The organism is Streptomyces naganishii JCM 4654 (assembly GCF_014650575.1).
In the GTDB taxonomy this organism is placed as follows: Bacteria; Actinomycetota; Actinomycetes; order Streptomycetales; family Streptomycetaceae; genus Streptomyces; species Streptomyces naganishii.
Genome location: NZ_BMVF01000010.1, coordinates 154,451 through 172,231, shown reverse-complemented (window position 1 = coordinate 172,231; position 17,781 = coordinate 154,451). Strand labels below are relative to the sequence as shown.

The 17,781-nt window shown below is 74.0% G+C and carries 15 protein-coding genes; 7 read left to right on the top strand and 8 right to left on the bottom strand.

All coding sequences use genetic code 11. The annotated features are described in order from the left end of the window. Position 1 precedes the first annotated feature (1 nt). Together IE217_RS20040 and IE217_RS20035 are read right to left on the bottom strand one after the other, a co-directional pair. Positions 2-1,138, bottom strand: coding sequence for an acyl-CoA dehydrogenase family protein (locus tag IE217_RS20040; RefSeq protein WP_190179274.1), 1,137 nt, complete (start codon positions 1,136-1,138; stop codon positions 2-4). Continuing rightward, a complete protein-coding gene (locus IE217_RS20035) occupies positions 1,138-2,340 on the bottom strand; it encodes an amidohydrolase family protein (protein ID WP_190179273.1) in 1,203 nt (400 codons plus the stop codon). Before IE217_RS20035 ends, IE217_RS20040 begins: the two co-directional genes overlap by 1 nt. Before the next feature lie 157 nt (positions 2,341-2,497). On the opposite strand from IE217_RS20035, the gene IE217_RS20030 reads away from it, so the two are divergent. Continuing rightward, entirely contained in the window at positions 2,498-4,006 is a 1,509-nt protein-coding gene (locus IE217_RS20030) for a class I adenylate-forming enzyme family protein (RefSeq protein WP_190179272.1), read from the top strand. Here the strand turns inward: IE217_RS20030 and IE217_RS20025 are convergent. Next, on the bottom strand, positions 3,985-4,497 hold the full coding sequence (locus IE217_RS20025) for an EF-hand domain-containing protein (protein ID WP_190179271.1): 513 nt from the start codon (positions 4,495-4,497) through the stop codon (positions 3,985-3,987). The two genes, IE217_RS20030 and IE217_RS20025, sit on opposite strands and share 22 nt — an antisense overlap. 179 nt (positions 4,498-4,676) lie before the next feature. Continuing rightward, positions 4,677-5,045, bottom strand: a complete 369-nt coding sequence (locus IE217_RS20020) for an STAS domain-containing protein (protein ID WP_190179270.1) — start codon at positions 5,043-5,045, stop codon at positions 4,677-4,679. Between the two features lie 336 nt (positions 5,046-5,381). Here IE217_RS20020 and IE217_RS20015 point away from each other — a divergent pair, with 336 nt between their 5' ends. Further along, a complete protein-coding gene (locus tag IE217_RS20015; RefSeq protein ID WP_190179269.1) occupies positions 5,382-5,972 on the top strand; it encodes a sigma-70 family RNA polymerase sigma factor in 591 nt (196 codons plus the stop codon). Next, positions 5,969-7,240, top strand: coding sequence for a maleylpyruvate isomerase N-terminal domain-containing protein (locus IE217_RS20010; RefSeq protein WP_190179268.1), 1,272 nt, complete (start codon positions 5,969-5,971; stop codon positions 7,238-7,240). The genes IE217_RS20015 and IE217_RS20010 overlap by 4 nt, the downstream gene beginning before the upstream one ends. 38 nt (positions 7,241-7,278) lie before the next feature. On the opposite strand, the gene purU is transcribed toward IE217_RS20010, so the two are convergent. Together purU and IE217_RS20000 are read right to left on the bottom strand one after the other, a co-directional pair. Further along, positions 7,279-8,160, bottom strand: a complete 882-nt coding sequence (gene purU / locus IE217_RS20005) for a formyltetrahydrofolate deformylase (protein WP_190179267.1) — start codon at positions 8,158-8,160, stop codon at positions 7,279-7,281. A 71-nt stretch (positions 8,161-8,231) separates the two neighbouring features. Beyond that, a complete protein-coding gene (locus IE217_RS20000) occupies positions 8,232-8,732 on the bottom strand; it encodes an SCO4402 family protein (RefSeq protein WP_190179266.1) in 501 nt (166 codons plus the stop codon). 117 nt (positions 8,733-8,849) lie between these two features. Between IE217_RS20000 and IE217_RS19995 the strand changes: the two genes are divergently transcribed. Beyond that, positions 8,850-10,160, top strand: coding sequence for an ABC transporter substrate-binding protein (locus tag IE217_RS19995; protein WP_190179265.1), 1,311 nt, complete (start codon positions 8,850-8,852; stop codon positions 10,158-10,160). Between the two features lie 3 nt (positions 10,161-10,163). On the opposite strand, the gene IE217_RS19990 is transcribed toward IE217_RS19995, so the two are convergent. Both IE217_RS19990 and IE217_RS19985 read right to left on the bottom strand, forming a co-directional pair. Beyond that, complete coding sequence (locus tag IE217_RS19990; RefSeq protein ID WP_190179264.1) at positions 10,164-11,861, bottom strand: hypothetical protein; 1,698 nt, start codon at positions 11,859-11,861, stop codon at positions 10,164-10,166. Positions 11,862-12,050: 189 nt separating this feature from the next. Further along, positions 12,051-13,436 (bottom strand): NsdA family TPR-like regulatory protein, encoded by a 1,386-nt coding sequence (locus IE217_RS19985; protein ID WP_190179263.1) that lies wholly within the window; start codon positions 13,434-13,436, stop codon positions 12,051-12,053. Positions 13,437-13,786: 350 nt separating this feature from the next. Between IE217_RS19985 and IE217_RS19980 the strand changes: the two genes are divergently transcribed. From IE217_RS19980 to IE217_RS19970, 3 genes are all read left to right on the top strand, one after another. Then, positions 13,787-14,452, top strand: coding sequence for a bifunctional DNA primase/polymerase (locus tag IE217_RS19980; protein WP_190179262.1), 666 nt, complete (start codon positions 13,787-13,789; stop codon positions 14,450-14,452). Positions 14,453-15,167: 715 nt separating this feature from the next. Further along, the gene (locus tag IE217_RS19975; protein WP_190179261.1) at positions 15,168-15,956 is read left to right on the top strand and encodes an ABC transporter ATP-binding protein; all 789 of its coding nucleotides are present in this window, start codon (positions 15,168-15,170) and stop codon (positions 15,954-15,956) included. Beyond that, the gene (locus tag IE217_RS19970) at positions 15,953-17,578 is read left to right on the top strand and encodes a transporter (RefSeq protein ID WP_190179260.1); all 1,626 of its coding nucleotides are present in this window, start codon (positions 15,953-15,955) and stop codon (positions 17,576-17,578) included. Before IE217_RS19975 ends, IE217_RS19970 begins: the two co-directional genes overlap by 4 nt. The last annotated feature ends 203 nt before the right edge of the window (positions 17,579-17,781 follow it).

Genomic DNA, 17,781 nt, shown 5'->3' with positions numbered 1-17,781 from the left:
CTCACCGTCCCTTCGGCAGGCCGAGGACGCGCTCGCCCACGATGGTCCGCTGGATCTGCGAGGTGCCGGCCGCGATCGTGTACGACAGGGAGGAGAGCCGGTCGAGGACCCAGGGCCGGTCCAGGTCGAGGCAGTCGGGGCCGAGGACGGCGGCGGCGGTGTCGTACAGCTCCTGGCGGGCGTGGGAGTACCTGAGCTTGAACACCGACCCCGCGACACCGGGCACACCGCCGCCCGCCGTCTCCGTCTCGCCCGCGTTCCACTGGACGAGCCGCCACAGCGCGCGGAACTCGGCGTTCAGCCGGCCGAGGCGGCGGCGCAGCGCCGGATCGTCCCAGCGGCCGCCCGCGCGGGCCTCGCGGGCCAGTTCGCCCAGTACCCGGCGGCAGGCGACGACCTCGCCGGCGAAGGCCGTGCCGCGCTCGAAGGACAGCGTCACCATCGTCACGCGCCAGCCGTCGTTCTCCGCGCCGACCCGGTCGGCGACCGGCACGCGCACCTCGTCCAGGAACATCTCGGCGAACTCCGCGGATCCCGCCAGGGTGCGCAGCGGCCGTACGGTGACGCCCGGCGCGTCCATGGGCATGGCCAGCCAGGTGATGCCCCGGTGCCGTGGGGCGGCGGAATCGGTGCGCACCAGCAGTTCGCACCAGTCGGCGACCTCGGCGTGCGAGGTCCACAGTTTGGACCCGCTGACCACGTAGTGGTCGCCGTCCCGGCGGGCGCGGGTGCGCAGGGAGGCCAGGTCGGAGCCGGCCTCGGGCTCGCTGAAGCCCTGGCACCAGACCTCCTCGCCGCGCAGGATGGGCGGCAGCCAGCGCTCGCGCTGGGCGGGCGTGCCCTCGGTGGCGATGGTGGGTCCGGCGTGCAGCAGGCCCACGAAGTTGGCGCCCACGTAAGGGGCGCCCGCGCGTTCGGTCTCCTCCCAGAAGATCAGCCGTGTGGTCGGGGAGGCGTCCCAGTGCACACCGGCGTACCCGGCGTCGTGGAGGGCGCGTTGCCAGCCGAGGTCGTACGCCCGGCGCGCGGGCCAGTCGTCGGGGGACGGCTTGGGCGGCAGGGTGGGCAGCACCTCGGCCAGCCACTCTCGCAGCCGCGCCCGGAAGTCCTCCTCCTGCGGGGTGTACGTCAGGTCCATCAGCGGTCGAGGTCCAGGCCGAGCATGCGGATCGCGTTGCCGCGCATGAGCTTGTGGACGGTCTCGGCGTCCAGGCCCCGCACGTGGTCGAGGGCGACCTCCTTGGTGTGCGGGAAGGTGGAGTCGACGTGCGGGTAGTCGGTCTCGAAGGTGGCGTTGTCGCGGCCGACGGCGTCCAGGGACGCCACCCCGTGCTTGTCGCGGAAGAAGCAGCAGAAGATCTGCCGGTAGTAGTACGTGGACGGCGGCTCGGGGATCAGGTCCCTGACCCCGCCCCAGGCCCGGTGCTCGCGCCACACGTCGTCGGCGCGTTCCAGGGCGTACGGGATCCAGCCCATCTGGCCCTCGGAGTAGGCGAGTTTGAGCGCGGGGAAGCGCACCAGGACGCCGCTGAAGAGGAAGTCCATCATCGAGGCCATCGCGTTGTTGAAGCTGAGCGAGGCCTGGACGGCGGGCGGGGCGTCCGGGGAGGCGGCCGGCATCTGGGAGCTGGACCCGATGTGCATGTTGACGACCGTGCCGGTGTCCTCGCAGGCCGCGAAGAAGGGGTCCCAGTGGCCGGAGTGGATGGACGGCAGGCCCAGGTGGGTGGGGATCTCCGAGAACGTCACCGCGCGCACCCCGCGGGCGGCGTTGCGCCGGATCTCGGCCACCGCGAGCTCCACGTCCCACAGCGGGATCAGGCACAGCGGGATCAGCCGGCCGCCGCTGTCGCCGCACCACTCCTCGACCATCCAGTCGTTGTAGGCGCGCACGCAGGCGAGCGCGACCTCCTTGTCGTGCGCCTCGGCGAAGGTCTGGCCGCAAAAGCGCGGGAAGGTCGGGAAGCAGAGGCTGGCCTCGACGTGGTTGAGGTCCATGTCCTTCAGCCGCTCGGCCGGGTCCCAGCAGCCGGGCCGCATCTCGGCGCGGGTGATGCCCTCCAGGGTCATCTCGTCCCGGTCGAAGCCGACGGCGGCGATGTTGCGCTTGTACGGGAACTGGAGGTCCTCGTAGATCCACCAGTCGGTGGGCGGTCCTTCGGGGTCCATGGTGATGCGGTAGCGGCCGCCCACGTAGGCGAGTTCACCGATGCCTGCCGTCAGCGGCCTGGGGCCGCGGTCGCGGTACTTCTCGGGCAGCCAGGTCTCGAAGAGGTGCGCGGGCTCGATCACGTGGTCGTCGACGCTGATGATGCGGGGCAGTTCGGTCGCGCTCGTCATGGGTCCCCTCCGCCGGCGTGTCCTGTGACGGCGTGATCTGACGAGTCGTCAGATACGGCTCACGGAGGAAGGCTAGCCCCGCACCCCTGGACCGACAAGGCGCCGGGCCCTACGCTTCCCGCACGATCTGACGGTTCGTCAGCAAAGGGGCCGGGGGATGGACGCCACCGCGCACGCACTGAGCGGATCCCGCACGCTGTGGGAGCTGGTGTCCCGGCGGGCCGCGCTGACCCCCGGCCGGCCCGTGCTGCTCCAGGACGAGCGCGCCCTGACCTTCGGCGGGCTGCGCGAGCGGGCCGAGCGGGTGGCGGCGGGGCTGTACGGCATGGGCGTGCGCCCCGGAACGGTCGTCGCCTGGCAGCTGCCCACCCGGATCGAAACCGCCCTGCTGTCCTTCGCGCTGGCCCGCCTCGGCGCCGTGCAGACCCCGCTCATCCCCTACTACCGCGAGCGCGAGGCCGGCTTCGCGCTGCGCGAGTCGAGGGCGGAGTTCTTCGCGGTGCCGGGCACCTGGCGGGGCTTCGACCACACCGCGATGGCCCGGCGGCTCGGCGCCAGGGGGGTCTTCGAGGCGTACGACTCGCTGCCCGACGGCGATCCCTCGGTGCTGCCCGCACCGCCCGCCGAGGGAGCCTCGGTGCGCTGGATCTACTGGACGTCGGGGACCACCTCGGCGCCCAAGGGCGTGCTGCACACCGACCGTTCACTGATCGCGGCCGGCTCCTGCCTCGCGCACGCGCTGCGCCTGACACCGGACGACGTCGGCTCGATGGCCTTCCCCTACGCCCATGTCGCCGGCCCCGACTACACGGTGATGCTGCTGCTGTACGGCTTCCCGGCGCTGATGGCGGAGCACTTCGCGCTGCCGGACACGCTGGAGGACTACCGCAGGCACGGGGTCACGGTGGCCGGGGGCTCGACCGCGTTCTACTCGATGTTCCTGGCCGAGCAGCGCAAGCGGCCGGGGCGGAAGGTGGTGCCCACCCTGCGGCTGCTCGCGGGGGGCGGGGCGCCCAAGCCGCCGGAGCTCTACCACAGCGTCGTACGGGAGATGGGCGTGCAGCTCACCCACGGGTATGGCATGACCGAGGTGCCGATGATCACCATGGGCTCGCCCGGCGACAGCGCTGAGGACCTGGCGGCCACGGAGGGGCGGCCGCCGCGGGAGATGGAGGTACGGATCGTCGACGGGGAGGTCCGGCTGCGCGGGGAGGCCGTGTGCCGGGGCTATCTGGACCCGGCGCAGACGGCCGAGGCCTTCGACGAGGACGGGTTCCTGCGCACCGGCGACCTCGGGCACCTGACCCCCTCCGGGCACCTGGTGCTCACCGGCCGCCGCAAGGACGTGATCATCCGCAAGGGGGAGAACATCTCGGCCCGGGAGATCGAGGACCTGCTGCACCGGCACCCCGCGGTGGGCGACGTGGCGGTCGTCGGGCTGCCGGACGCCGAGCGCGGGGAGCGGGTGTGCGCGGTGGTGGAACAGCCGCCGGGGGCCGGGGAGCTGACCCTCGCGGACGTGACCGCGTTCCTGCGCGCGCAAGGGCTGTCCGTGCACAAGCTGCCGGAACAGCTGGAGGTGGTGGACGCCCTTCCGCGGGGCGACACGCTGCGCAAGGTGCTCAAGTACCAGTTGCGCGAACGCTACTCGGGGACGGTGAAGTAGCGGGCGAAGGCGGGCACGATCTCCGCCTCGCCGACCCTGCCGTCCCCGTCGGCGTCCAGCGCGGCGGCGGTGGCGCGGGCGGTGCCGCCGGGCACGCCGAGCACCCGGAGCACGCGCTCGGTGTCCGCGACGGTGGCGGCGCCGTCGCCGTCGCCGTCGGCGACCGCGAGGGCTGCGTGCAGGAAGGGGCGGGCGATCTCGGCGAAGCGCTCGGGGTTGTCGCGCAGCCGCTTGACCGCGCCGGTCACGAACTCCTCGCGGGTGATGCGCTGGTCGCCGTCGCGGTCCGCGATCCCGGCCATGCCCTGCCAGAACGCCTCCGCGCCCGCGTAGAGGGCCTGGCCCCTGTCGGAGCGCGCGGTGACGCCGAACTCCGCGAGCAGCGCCTTGGCCGCCACGCTGAAGTCCTCCCGGTCGATCCAGCCGTTGCCGTCCTGGTCGAAGGTGGCGAACCGGGCCGCGATCCTGCGCTCGTACTCGCTGCTGACCATGTCTTCTCTGGCCGCCTTAGGTGAGGGGTCGGTCTGCCAGGGAGCGTACGACGCCGGGCACGCCTCGGGGACGGGAAAACGACGCTTGTGCCAAGACCGGGGGAATTCCCGGACAAGAGTGTGGCCCGGGGGCCGGACCGCCCGAGCGGATCACGAGCGTTCCCCGAGCGCGAGGCGCCTCAGGCGGAGAGCGGCTCCTCGTGGACGGCGGCCGCGAGGTCGGGGTAGACGTCGAAGAGGCGGCGGACGCCGAGCGCGTTCAGGACGCGGTTGACGTGCGAGCCGTCGAGTCCGCCGCGGGCCGGCAGGATCAGGCGCAGCCGGCCCTGGCAGGAGCGGATCAGCCGGCGGGCGGCGACGAGGACGCCGACGCCGCTGGAGTCGCAGAAGAAGACCTCCGAGAGGTCCAGTACGAGGTCGTGCCGGCCCTCGGCCACCACCTCGTGCACCCGCTGGCGCAGCGCCGGCGAGGTCACCAGGTCCAGTTCGCCCGCGACCTGGAGCACGCTCCACTCGCCCTCTTCACCGCCGGTCACCTTGAACGCCACGGCCCGTCCTCCGCTCGCCGGAACTTCCCGGAACCGCCCGGAAACGGAGCCAGTTCCTACGCTTCTTTCCGCGCGGCTGCCCAGCGGCCGTTCCCCCAAACTCCACGTGACAAACCGATACCGTTCATTCAGGGGCTTGTTCCAGTCACCTTCGATCGTGTTCGATCGGAGTTGGTGCAAAAGTGGACGCATCGGTTCGGAGGTCCACTACCACCTGCGACGCCGCAGGGGGCGCACATTGCAGCAAAGGGGCGTGCGTCCTTGGGCGTGCCGACTACATTCGACAAGACCAAGCACACACGCTGGAAAACGGGACGGACCGGCGAAGGGGGCCGCATGGCGAAGAAGGACGCACCGCCCCGCTGGGACCGAAGGATGCAGCAGCGGCTGGCGAGCGGGGAGGCGGCCGCCCTCGGCGAGCTCTACGACCGCTTCGCCTCCCTCGTGCACGGCCTCGCCCACCGGGTGCTCGGCGACGAACAGGCCGCCGACGGCATCACCCGCGAGGTCTTCGCCCACGTCTGGGAACACCCCGACGCCTACGACCCCCGGCAGGGCCCGCTGCGCTCCTGGGTGGCCGCCCTGGCCCACCGCCTGGCCGTGCAGCGACTGCGCGCCACCATGGGCGCCGCGCAGGCCCGCGAGGGCGACGGCTCGCCGGAGGAACTGGAGCGCAGGGTGCGAAGGGCCTCGGCCGCCGCCCGCGCCGACTACATCGTCCACTCCATGCCCGCCCCGCTGCGCGCCGCCCTGGAACTGGCGTACTTCCAGCGCCGCGACTACCGCCAGACCGCCGTCGACCTCGGCGTCACCGACGACGAGGCCCGCCGCCGGCTCCGCCTCGGACTGCAACTGCTGTCCACCGCCCACGACGCCGGCGCCCCGGACTCCCCCGGCGCCCCGCCGGGTTACGGGGGTGCGGCATGAGCGGGGGAACCGGGCCGCCCGCCGAGGGCGGCGCCCACGACGAGCACGGCGGACGCGCGCCGCGCATACCGATGCCCCGCACGTCAGTGGAGGACGGCGGGCAACCGCTGCCCGGACCGGAGGAGTTGGCGGAGCTGAAGGAGCAGGGCGGACTCGTGCTGGACCACGACGTCCTGAAATCGCTCCTCGGGGCGTGGGCGCTGGCCGCCTGCTCCCCGCAGGAGACCGCGGCCGTCGAGGCGCACCTCGGGGCGTGCGGCGGCTGCGCGGACGAGGCACGCCGGCTGCGCGAGGCGGTCGGCCTGCTCCACCCGCCCGAGAGCCTGGACCTCGACCCCGGGCTGCGCACCCGCGTCCTGGACGGCTGCCTCGAGCGCCGCCCGGCCCGCGTCCCGGTGCCCGGCTGGGCGTCGCCCTACGACGCCGAGACCGCCCGACTCGACGCGCTGCTCCAGGACTTCGGGGACGCCGAGTGGCACGCGCCGGTGCGGCTGCGGTGGTTCGAGGGCGAGGGCACGGCGAGCCGCCGTACGACCGTCGCCGGGGTCATCGCGCACCTGATGAGCGTCGACGGACTGGTCTCCGTCGCCCTCGGGCTCGACGACCCGCTCGGCGACATCCCCGGCGGCGGTCCGACCCCGGCCGCGCGCACCGAGGCGTACTGGCGCGCCTCGCACTTCCCGCCCACCCGCTCGGTGCGCACGCCGTGGCGGGAGCAGACCCACGCCCTGGTGCGGACCGTCTCGCTCACCGGCCCGGACGCGGCGCCCGCGCCCGCCGTCCCCTACGGCGGCTTCGAACTGCCGCTGCCCGACGCGATGCTCGACCGCGCCTTCGAGTGCTGGGTGCACGCCGAGGACATCGCGGACGCGGTGGACTACCCCTACGAGCCGCCCGCCCCGCGCCACCTGAACCGGATGATCGACCTCGCCGCCCGGATGCTGCCGGCCGTGCTGGCCGCCCGCCGCCAGGCCGGGCTCGCCTCCCCCGCCCACGCCCGCCACCTGGTGACCGCGGGCGAGCCGGGGCGCAGCCTGCGCCTGGAGATCGAGGGCCTCGGCGGCGGCGAGTGGCTGATCCCGCTCGACTCGCCCGGCGCGGTGGGCTCGGCCGAGTACGAGGTGGCCCATGTGGCGCTGGACGGCGTGGAGTTCTGCCGTCTCGCGGCCGGCCACGTGCCCCCGGACGAGGCGGCCGCCGGGCAGGCGGGCGACCGCCTGGCCATCCGCGACGTCCTGCACGCGGCGGCTTCGCTCAGCCGCATGTAGGCGGGCGGGGCGCTCCCGGCGCCGTCGCCGGGACCGGCTCAGGCGAAGACGACCGTGCGGCGTCCGTTGAGCAGGATCCGGCGTTCGGCGTGCCACTTCACCGCACGGGCCAGGGCCTGGCACTCCACGTCGCGGCCCACGGCGACCAGTTGGTCGGGGGTGACGTCGTGGCCGACGCGCTCGACCTCCTGCTCGATGATCGGGCCCTCGTCGAGGTCGGCGGTCACGTAGTGCGCGGTCGCGCCGATCAGCTTCACGCCCCGGGCGTGCGCCTGGTGGTACGGCTTGGCGCCCTTGAAGCTCGGCAGGAAGGAGTGGTGGATGTTGATGATCCGGCCGCTGAGCTGCTTGCACAGATCGTCGGAGAGGACCTGCATGTAGCGGGCGAGCACGACCAGTTCGACGTTCTCCCCGCGCACGATCTCCAGCAGCCGCGCCTCGGCCTCGGCCTTGGTGTCCCTGGTCACCGGGATGTGGTGGAAGGGGATGTCGTACGACCCCACGAGCTCGGCGAAGTCGGTGTGGTTGGACACCACGGCCGCGATCTCCACCGGCAGCGCCCCGATGCTGGCCCGGAACAGCAGGTCGTTCAGGCAGTGCCCGAACCTGCTGACCATCAGCACCACGCGCATCTTCTCGTCGGCCCGGTGGATCTGCCAGTCCATCGCGAAGGAGTCGCCGATCGCCGCGAAACTCGCCCGCAGCTTGTCCACCGTCACCGGGGCCTCGGCGGAGAAGTGGACGCGCATGAAGAACAGGCCGGTGTCGTGGTCGCCGAACTGCTGGCTGTCCTCGATGTTGCAGCCGGTCATGAACAGATAGCTCGACACGGCGTGCACGATGCCCTGCTTGTCCGGGCAGGAGAGGATCAGTACGTACTCGTCGGCCGTGGCCGCGGCTCCGGTGGACTGCTCGTTCATGCAGGACAGGGTCCCACAACGGCCCACCGGAGCGGGCGGCCGTCCCGCAGGACGGGACGGCGTCAGGCCCGTCAGGCCGAGTGGGTCATTATTCGCAGTACCTCGAGGCTGCGCGGCGGTGAGTCGGGGTCGTCGCCGTCGCTCGCCGCGAGCCGCACGTGCGCGTCCCGGGCCGCCCGCACCGCCTCCGGCCAGGCGTGGTGGTCGAGGTAGGCGGACACCGGCGCGTCCGGGCCGACCTGGTGCATGATGCGCAGCACCCGCAGCACCGCCGTGTCGACGAGCGCGGCCTCCTGCGAGTCCCGGAAGATCGTGCCGACGTACTTCTCGGCGGACCAGTTGTCCAGCCAGGTGTCCTCGACCAGGCGGTAGACGGCGTCCGTGACGTCGCCGTACCCCTCCACGCCGGCCAGCCAGACGTCCCGCTGGAACACCGGATCGGAGAGCATGTGCAGCGCGGAGCGCACATTGCTGCGCCAGCGCCACCACGGCATGTCGTTGAGTGGCATGCCGCCCATGGTGGATGAGCGACGGCCGCGACGGGAAGAGTTCTCCACACCTTGCACGGTCACCGATCGTACGTTCCCGGCCGCGGCGCCCTCACCGGCCCCGGCAATTCACCTTCACGTCACCCACCGTCGACCTCCGGTCACTGTTCGGTTATAGGTGTGACGGAATCGTGCATGCCCATGACCGGCAGGCGACGCACGCGCAGCACGTTCTCCCCCACCTCCGCCCGGCCCGCCAGAAGAAGGCGCCTGCTCCTCGCCTGCGCACTGGCGGCCTGCGCGTCGCTCGCCGCAGGATGCGGTGTCATCCCCGGTGCCACGGGGGGCTCCGGGGGCGACACCGTCACCGTCATGACCTGGGCGCCGGAGAACACCCGGGCCACCAACAAGCCGGGCATGCCGGCCATGGCCCGGGCCTACGCCCGCTGGGTCAACTCCCACGGCGGCATCGCCGGCCGCAAGCTGGACGTGCTGACCTGCAACGAGAGCAACGACGGCGTGGAGGCGGCCAAGTGCGCCCGGCTCGCCGCCAAACGGAACGTGGTCGCGGTCGTCGGCTCCTACAGCCAGTACAGCGACTCCTTCTTCCCCGCCCTGGAGGGCGCGGGCATCCCGTACGTCGGCGGCTACGGCGTGACCACCGCGGAGTTCACCCGCGCGCTGTCCTACCCCGTCAACGGCGGTCAGCCCTCCCTGCTGGTCGGCCTCGGCAAGGAGCTCGCCGCGGACTGCGGCCCCGTCGTCCTCGTACGGCCCGACACCATCGCGGGCGACGAGCTGCCCGGCCTGCTCAACGCGGGCCTGAAGGCCGCGGGCCACTCGCCCGCCCAGGACCAGCGGGCCCCCGAGGACGCCACCGAGTACTCCGACCAGGCCGACCGCGCGCTGCGGCAGGCCACCTCGCAGCCGGGGAAGCGGGGCTGCGTGATCCCGGCCCTCGGGGAGCGCACGGACATCTTCATGGACTCCTTCCGCCGCGAGCGCCAGAGCTACCCGGCGGTGCGCACAGCCGCCGTGCTGGGCAGCGTCGACCAGACGGTGATCGACGCGAGCGGCGGGCAGTCGGGGCCGTACGAGGGCTCGTACATCACCGGCTGGTACCCGGCGGCGGACGATCCGCGCTGGGACGCCATGAAGAAGGTGATCAACGAGGAGGCCTTCGGCGACAACCGCATCGACCCCGCGGACGCCGGAGTGCAGACCACGTGGATCGCCTACACGGTGCTGCGGGCGGTCCTGGAGAAGATCGGCCCCGGGGAGGTGAGCGCCGACACCGTACGGCGCACCCTGAACGCCGGGCTGAGCGTCGGCACCGGCGGTCTGACGCCGCCGCTGCGCTGGCGGCTGTCGGACCTGCTCGACTCGACCGGCTTCGCCCGCCTGGTCAACGCCGACCTGACCCTGCAGGTGGTACGGCAGGGCCGGCTGGAGTCGGCCACGAAGGGCTTCGTCGACGTCACGCGGACGCTGGCGGACGCAGACGTCGGCTGAGCCTCAGAGCTGGACCGGCTGGCGCTGGGTGAGGCCGTACTTCTGGGCGATCGCGTTCCACAGCCGGGCCGCCTTGGCCTTCTGGGCGCTGGCGACACCGCTCTCGCGGTTGCCGGCCTGGGTCTCGCCGGTGATGCGGGCGTGGCCCTTCTTGCAGCCCTTCTTGCCGTCGACCTGGTCGGCCCAGGCCGCGTAGTGCCGGTCGGCCTCCGCGGAGGCCTTCCAGGCGCTGTTGAGCGCGGCGGTCAGCGCGGCGTTGTCGGGGAGCTTGTCGACGGACAGCTGTCCCAGGCGGGTCACCAGGTCGTTGCGCTGCTTGGCGGCGTCCCGCAGGTTCGAGGCGGCCTCGCCGAGGTTGTCGCAGTTCCTGACGTCGGCCACCGCCTTGATCACGGAGGCGCGGCTGCCGCCGCTGTCGGCGAGCAGCTTGTCCAGCTGGACCGCCTGCTGCCGGGCCGGGTCGGCCGCGGCGGACGCGGTGGAGCCGTCCGTGGCGGGGGCGGACGCGGAGACGTTCTTGTTCTTGTCGCCGCTCTGGCCGTCGCCACCGCCGCCACCGCCGAGCAGGGCGCCCGCGCCGACGCCGAGCACCACGATGCCCACGCCCACGGCCGCGATCAGCGGCACCCGCGAGCCCCGGCGGCCACTGCCGGCGCCGTCGCCGTCGCCGTGCGGGCCGAAGGAACCGGCGCCCGGGCCCGCCGGCCCGGCAGGGGCGTAGGCGGGGCCGCCGGGCGGCTGCTGGAAGGGGGGAATCTGCTGGGTCGAGGGACCCCCGGCCGGGGGCGGGCCGCCGGCGTCGCTGCGGAAGAGGTTGTCGAACTCGGCGGGCGTGTGCCGTCCGCCGCCCTGCGGGTCCACGGACGCGATGAACTGAGTGGGCTCGGCGTCGGAGCCCCGGGGTGCGGAGCCGGGCGGCAGCGGTCCGGCGCCACCGCCCTGGGGTATGCGGCCCAGGTAGTGGGTCGAGGGGTCGCCGGCGCCCTCGGGCGGCAGGGCGCCCGGCGCGACCGGCGGCAGGAACTGCGTGGCCCCCTCGTTGACCGGCGCGGCCGGCACGGGCGGCAGGAACTGGGTGGCCCCCTCGTCCGCCGACGCGACGGCGACCGGCGGCAGGAACTGCGTCGCGCCCTCGTCGGCGGCGGCGCCGTGCCCGTGTCCGGCGTGGGCTCCCTGGGCGGCGTGGGCGCCGTGTCCGGCGGGCGGGCCGTAGGGGTCGCCGGGCGCGGGCGGCAGCGGGGCGCCGGGCGCCGCGCCGTAGGCGTCCTGTCCGTAACCGGACTGGGCCGGGGCCGGGGCGCCCTCCGGGGGCAGCGGGCCCGCGCCCGGGTGGGCGGAGCCGCCCTGGGCGTCCCACTGCGGCGCCTGCTGGTACGGCTCCTGGGCGCCCCAGGGCTGCTGCCCGGGCGCCGCCTGCCAGCCCTGCTGCGGGGGCTGGGCCTGGCCCTGGGCCTGGGTCTGGGTCTGCTGGTGGCCGGGGCCCCATGGCTGGCCCCACGCCTGGCCCTCGGCGGGGGCCGCGGCGGGCTCCTGGCCGGCCGGCTGCGCGGGCGGCTGCGGCTGCGCGCCCGGGTGCGGCGGCCTGCCGCCCGGTCCGCCCGTCATGCCCGGGAGCAACGGCTCGCCTCCATCGGAGGGCAGCACGATGCCTTCGCGCGCGGGCCGCGCCGAGGGCTCCTCGCCCTGTCCACTCTGCGTCACCGGGACTCCTACGAATGGGGGACCTTCGGAATCGTCGGCTCACGCTACCGGGTCCCCGGAGCCCCATGCCACGCAGCACAGGACGCGGCCTCCTTCCCTGTGACCGCAGTAACAAAACCCGCGCTTCCCGCGCTGTATAAGGTCCCGCACCCTCCTCGCACCCCTCCGCGGGCGCGGGACACCGCTCGCTCAGGCCGCCGCCTGCACCTCCAGCCGCGCCCCGAACTCCCGCACCACCGGCTCGTCCCGGAACGGCTCGAGACGCTGCTGGAGGTCCTCCAGATACTCCGCGCCCCGGTCGGAGCGGAGCGACTCCAGCAACTCCACCGCCTTCGTGCCGGTGTTGCAGGCCTGCTCGATCTCCCGCTGCTGCACCTGCGCGGTGGCGAGCAGCACGTAGCCGATCGCCCGCCGCCGTGCGCGCGTCGGGGGATGCCCGGCCAGCGACTCCTCGGCCCGCCGCGCCGCCGCCTCGGCCTGCCCGAGGTCCCGGTGGCAGTGCGCCAACTCGTCGGCGAGATACGCCTCGTCGAAGTGGGCGATCCACACGGGGTCGTCCCCGGAGTCCGGTTCGGCGGCCTCCAGCGCGCTCACCGCGCGTCCGGCCGACAGCTGCGCGGCCCGCGCGTCGCCCAGCAGGGCGTGCCCGCGCGCCTCCGCCGCGTGGAACATCGACTCCGCGCGCGGGGTGACCCGGCCGCGCGCCCCCTCCTGCGCCGCACGGGCCAACTGCGCGATCTCGCGCGGGTTTCCGAGCTGCGCGGCCAGGTGGCTCATGGACGCGGCGAGCACGTAGCCGCCGTAACCGCGGTCGCCGGCGGCCTGGGCGAGCCGCAGCGCCTGGATGTAGTACCGCTGGGCCAGGCCGGGCTGGCCGGTGTCCACGGCCATGTAACCGGCGAGCTCGGTGAGCCGGGCCACCGCGGCGAACAGGTCCCGGCCCACCGCCTCCCGGTACGAACCGGCGATCAGCCCGGACACCACGCTGTTGAGGTAGTGGACGACGACCGGGCGCACGTGCCCGCTGCCGTAGGTGTGGTCCAGGTCGACCAGGGCCTGCGTCATGGCCCGTACCGCCGCCACGTCGGACTGGCCCACCCGCGGGCCGGCCGAGCGCGCGACCTGGCCGTCCGGCGCGGAGATCAGCCAGTCGCGGCTCGGCTCCACCAGTGCGGAGGCGGCGACGGAGGAGCCGGACAGGAAGTCCCTGCGCCCCACGTCGCTGCGCCACAGCTCGCAGACCTGCTCGATGGCCCCCAGTACCGTCGGCGAGAACTGGAGGCCCACGCCCGAGGCGAGGTTCTTGCCGTTGGCCATGCCGATCTCGTCGATCGTGACCGTGCGGCCGAGCTTGCGGCCCAGGGCCTCGGCGATGACCGCCGGGGCCCGTCCGCGCGGCTGCTGCCCGCGCAGCCAGCGGGCCACCGACGTCTTGTCGTAGCGCAGGTCGAGGCCGTGCTCGGCGCCGCACATGTTGACCCGGCGGGCCAGCCCGGCGTTCGAGCAGCCCGCTTCCTGGATGAGCGCCTGCAGCCGTTCGTTCGGCTGCCGCGCGACGAGAGGCCTTGCGGCCATGGCGTGAACCCCCTGTGGCTGCGGTGCCTGTCCTCGCACCGGGTGGACGTCTCTTGCGCGGCCGGAGGCGATCGCGTCCCGGCGAACCGGTCCGGCCGTGAAGATCAATGCCCCACGGACACAACGAAAATGCGAGGCTTGCGAAGATTGCCGGGATGAAGCCGGTTGCCCCCCGGACCGAACTGCCCGGACTGCCCGGGACTGCCCAGACAGCACTACCCATCGCCGGGCGACGATCCTCCCGCGCGCCCCCACCCGTGCACCCGTGCGCCCCGGCCAACGAACCGATGCTCCTCCCCCGCGCGCGGTGTGTCGCGTAACCCCAGGTGGACACGGGAGTTGAGTGGGTCGTGGAAGAGACGATCCCGGGCACCCAAGCCGCACAGATTGCCGGTCAGATCCCCAAGCAGCGCGGAGACTCCCTGCTGGACACGGCCGTTCGCTACGCCGAGGAGCGCCACTGGGACGTGTTCCCCGGCACCTGGCTGGAGGCCGTGGACGGGGTGCAGTACTGCTCCTGCGGCGAGCGCGCGTGCGCCGCACCCGGCGCACACCCGGCGCGCGAGGACTGGGTGACGCAGGCGACGGGCAGCGCCACCGTCGCCCGCCGGATGTGGCAGAGGCAGCCGACGGCGTCGATCCTGCTGCCCACCGGCCGCACCTTCGACGCGATCTGCGTGCCGGAGACGGCCGGGTTCCTCGCGCTGGCCCGGATGGAGCGGATGGAGCTGACGCTCGGGCCCGTGACGCTCACGCCCGAGCGGCGCATGCAGTTCTTCGTGCTCCCGGGCGCCTGCGCGAAGGTGCCCGAACTGGTCCGCGCCCTCGGCTGGTCCCCGGCGTCCCTGGACCTGATCACCCTGGGCGAGGGTGCCTACGTGGCCGCCCCACCGACCCGCTACGGCGCCCGGGGCGCGGTCCAATGGGCCTGCCGCCCAACAGCAGCCAACCGCTGGCTGCCGGACGCCGAGGAACTGATCTCACCTCTGGCATACGCCTGCGGAAGAGAGCGGTAACAGCCACCGGCCTTGCCGGGGCGTACCGGCGGGGCCGGGGTGGCGGGCGGGCCGGCCCAGGCGTCCCGGGGCCTGGGCAAGGCCAGCGTGGGCGGGCGGCGCGGGGCCGGTGGCGGACCGCCGGGACGGCCGGGCGGCCGGTCGGGGGTCCGAACGGAACCGGCAGCGGGCGGCCGGGACGGCGCCGGTGGCAGTGGCGGTGGCCGGGCGGTCGGCCCAGGGGCCGGTGGTGGGCGGGTGGCGCGGCCCCGGTGGCGGTGGCCGAGCACGTCGGCCCAGGCGAGGCAGGGGCCTGAGCGAGGCCGGCGGCGGACCGCCGGGACAGCCGGGCGGGCTGCCGGAGGCCCGAACGGAACCGGCAGCGGGCGGCCGGGACGGCGCCGGTGGCCGGGCGGGTCGGCCCAGGCCAGGCCGGGCCTGAGCGGGGCCGGTGGTGGGCGGGCGGCGCGGGGCTGGCGGCCGGAGGCCGAGGCGGGGCCGGCGGCAGGCCGTTCGGTGGGCGGGCGGACGAACGGGGACCTGAACGGAACCGGCAGCCGACGGCCGCGGCGGGGCCGGTGGCGGGCGGGCGGCGCGGGGCTGGCGGCCGGAGGCCGAGGCGCGGGCGCCGGTGGCCGGCCTGGAGGGACGGGCCAGGGACCGCAGGGGAAGGCGGGGGCAAGCGGCCGGATGGTCTACGTTTCTTGTGGCGGCTGGTGCCCGTAGGGTTCGGGGCATGACGGGTGTAGGTGCGGATTCTGCCGCCGTGCGGGTGCGGGGGCTCTGGAAGCGGTTCGGGCAGCAGGTCGCGGTCGCCGGGATCGATCTCGAGCTGCCCGCCGGGAAGTTCATCGGGCTGGTCGGGCCCAACGGGGCCGGGAAGACCACCACGCTCTCCATGGTGACCGGGCTACTGCGGCCCGACCAGGGCACCGTGGAGGTCGTCGGGCACGACGTCTGGCGCGACCCGGTGGCCGTCAAGGCGCGGATCGGGGTGCTGCCGGAGGGACTCCGGCTCTTCGAACGGCTCTCGGGGCGCGAACTGCTGTCGTACTCCGGCCGGTTGCGCGGACTGCCAGGGGCGGAGGTGGACCGCAGGGCCACGCAGCTGCTCGACGTGCTCGACCTCGCCGGCGCCCAGCACAAGCTGGTCGTCGACTACTCCACCGGCATGCGCAAGAAGATCGGCCTCGCCACCGCGCTGCTGCACAACCCCGAAGTCCTCTTCCTGGACGAGCCGTTCGAGGGCGTCGACCCGGTGTCCGCGCAGACCATCCGCGGCGTCCTCGAGCGCTACACCGCCTCCGGCGCGACCGTCGTCTTCTCCTCCCACGTCATGGAACTGGTGGAGTCCCTGTGCGACTGGGTGGCGGTGATGGCCGCCGGCCGCATCCGCGCCCAGGGCACGCTCGCCGAGGTGCGCGGCGAGGCGCCCACCCTCCAGCGGGCGTTCCTCGAACTCGTCGGCGCGCAGAGCCGGGACACCGCTTCCGACCTCGACTGGCTGGGGGGCGGCCCCCGATGAGCACCGGCGCGCACACCGACCCGGCAGTCGGCACGTTTCCGATCACGCCGGTCGTCGTACGGCTGAAGCTGTCCCTGCTGCGCAACGGGCTGAGGCAGTCCGGCGGACGGCGGGCCGCGTACGTCGCCTCGGCCGTCGTCGCGCTGCTGTTCGCCGCGCTCCAGCTGACCGGCTTCGTCGCGCTGCGCGGCCACGCGCACATCGCGTCCGTGTCCGTGCTGGCCGCGGCCGTCCTGGCGCTCGGCTGGGCGGTGATGCCGCTGTTCTTCCCCAGCGGCGACGAGACGCTCGACCCGACCCGTCTGGTGATGCTGCCGCTGCGGCCCCGGCCGCTGGTGCGGGCGCTGCTCACGGCCTCACTGGTCGGCATCGGGCCGCTGTTCACCGTACTCCTGCTGGTGGGCTGCGTGGTCTCGGTCGCGCACGGGGCCGCCGCGTACGTCGTCGCGGTGCCCGCGCTCGCCCTCGCGCTGCTGGTGTGCGTGGCCCTCGCGCGCGCCGTGGCGGCGGCCAACATCCGGCTGCTGACCAGCCGCAAGGGACGGGACCTGGCCGTCCTCAGCGGTCTGGTGATCGCGATCGGGGCGCAGTTGGTCAACTTCGGGATGCAGCGCCTCGGTTCGGCGGGGCTCGCGCAACTCGAACCGGCGAGGGAGGTGCTCCAGTGGGTGCCGCCCGCGTCCGCCGTGGGCGCGGTCGACGCCGCGAGCCGGGGCTCGTACGGCATCGCGGTCGCCCAACTGGCCCTCACCGCCGCCGCGCTGGCCGCCCTGCTCGGCGTCTGGGCGCGCAGCCTGACCCGCCTGATGACCTCCCCGGACGCCTCCACGCTCCAGCCGGCCGACACCGCGGTGCGCGAGCGGAGCCGCTCGGCCGGCCTGACCCGGCTGCTCCCGGCCGGCCGCACCGGCACGGTGATGGAACGCGGCCTGCGCTACGTGTGGCGCGACCCCAAGACCAAGGCCGCGTGGGTGACCTCGCTGGCCATCGGCCTGATCGTGCCCGTGTTCAACGCGCTCCAGGGCACCGGTTCGCCCTACTTCGCCTGTTTCGCGGCGGGGATGCTCGGCATCCAGATGTACAACCAGTTCGGGCAGGACACCTCCGCCTTCTGGATGGTGGCCCTGACGATCTCCTCCCCGCGCGACGCCTACGTCGAACTGCGCGGCCGCGCCCTGGCCCTCCTCCTGATCACCCTCCCGTACGCCACCCTCGTCACGGTGGTGACGACGGCGCTGCTGGACGACTGGGCGCGGCTGCCGGAGGTACTGGGGCTGTCCTTCGCCCTGCTCGGCGCGATGCTCGCCACCGGCGCCTGGACCTCCGCCCGCTTCCCGTACTCCATCCCGCAGGAGGGCTTCAAGAACGTGGCCCCCGGCCAGACGGGCCTGGCCTGGATCTCCATCTTCGGCGGCATGGTCGCGGCCGCCCTGCTCTGCTCCCCCGTGATCGCCCTGTTGATCTGGGCCAACGTCAGCGCCGGCGGCGCGTCCCTGACCTGGCTCCTCCTCCCCGTCGGCGCGGCCTACGGCGCCGCGATCACCTTCCTCGGCCTCCGTCTCGCGGCCCCCCGCACAGCGGTCCGCCTCCCGGAGATCCTCACGGCGGTGAGCAAGGGCTGAACAGGCGCACGGGGGCGCCGCCGCCCAGCGCGGGCGCACCCGCGCCCCCGCTCCCGCCGAGCGCGCGCCGGTCGGGCAGCTCAAGCCCCGGCTAGGGCGCGATCGGCGAGCACTGCGGACCGGAAGGCGACCGCACCAGCCCCGCAACGGCCTCGACGTCGGCCAAGTCGCCACCCCTGCCCGGGCATCCGCACTCGTCGCGC

What these genes read in the sequence shown, in the direction of transcription:
- IE217_RS19995 (WP_190179265.1), top strand. Translation starts at nt 8,850, where the DNA reads ATGACCGGCAGGCGACGCACGCGCAGCACGTTCTCCCCCACCTCCGCC.
- IE217_RS19985 (WP_190179263.1), bottom strand. Translation starts at nt 13,436, where the DNA reads ATGGCCGCAAGGCCTCTCGTCGCGCGGCAGCCGAACGAACGGCTGCAG.
- IE217_RS19975 (WP_190179261.1), top strand. Translation starts at nt 15,168, where the DNA reads ATGACGGGTGTAGGTGCGGATTCTGCCGCCGTGCGGGTGCGGGGGCTC.
- IE217_RS20025 (WP_190179271.1), bottom strand. Translation starts at nt 4,497, where the DNA reads ATGGTCAGCAGCGAGTACGAGCGCAGGATCGCGGCCCGGTTCGCCACC.
- IE217_RS20035 (WP_190179273.1), bottom strand. Translation starts at nt 2,340, where the DNA reads ATGACGAGCGCGACCGAACTGCCCCGCATCATCAGCGTCGACGACCAC.
- IE217_RS20040 (WP_190179274.1), bottom strand. Translation starts at nt 1,138, where the DNA reads ATGGACCTGACGTACACCCCGCAGGAGGAGGACTTCCGGGCGCGGCTG.
- IE217_RS20010 (WP_190179268.1), top strand. Translation starts at nt 5,969, where the DNA reads ATGAGCGGGGGAACCGGGCCGCCCGCCGAGGGCGGCGCCCACGACGAG.
- IE217_RS19970 (WP_190179260.1), top strand. Translation starts at nt 15,953, where the DNA reads ATGAGCACCGGCGCGCACACCGACCCGGCAGTCGGCACGTTTCCGATC.
- IE217_RS20030 (WP_190179272.1), top strand. Translation starts at nt 2,498, where the DNA reads ATGGACGCCACCGCGCACGCACTGAGCGGATCCCGCACGCTGTGGGAG.
- IE217_RS20015 (WP_190179269.1), top strand. Translation starts at nt 5,382, where the DNA reads ATGGCGAAGAAGGACGCACCGCCCCGCTGGGACCGAAGGATGCAGCAG.
- purU (WP_190179267.1), bottom strand. Translation starts at nt 8,160, where the DNA reads ATGAACGAGCAGTCCACCGGAGCCGCGGCCACGGCCGACGAGTACGTA.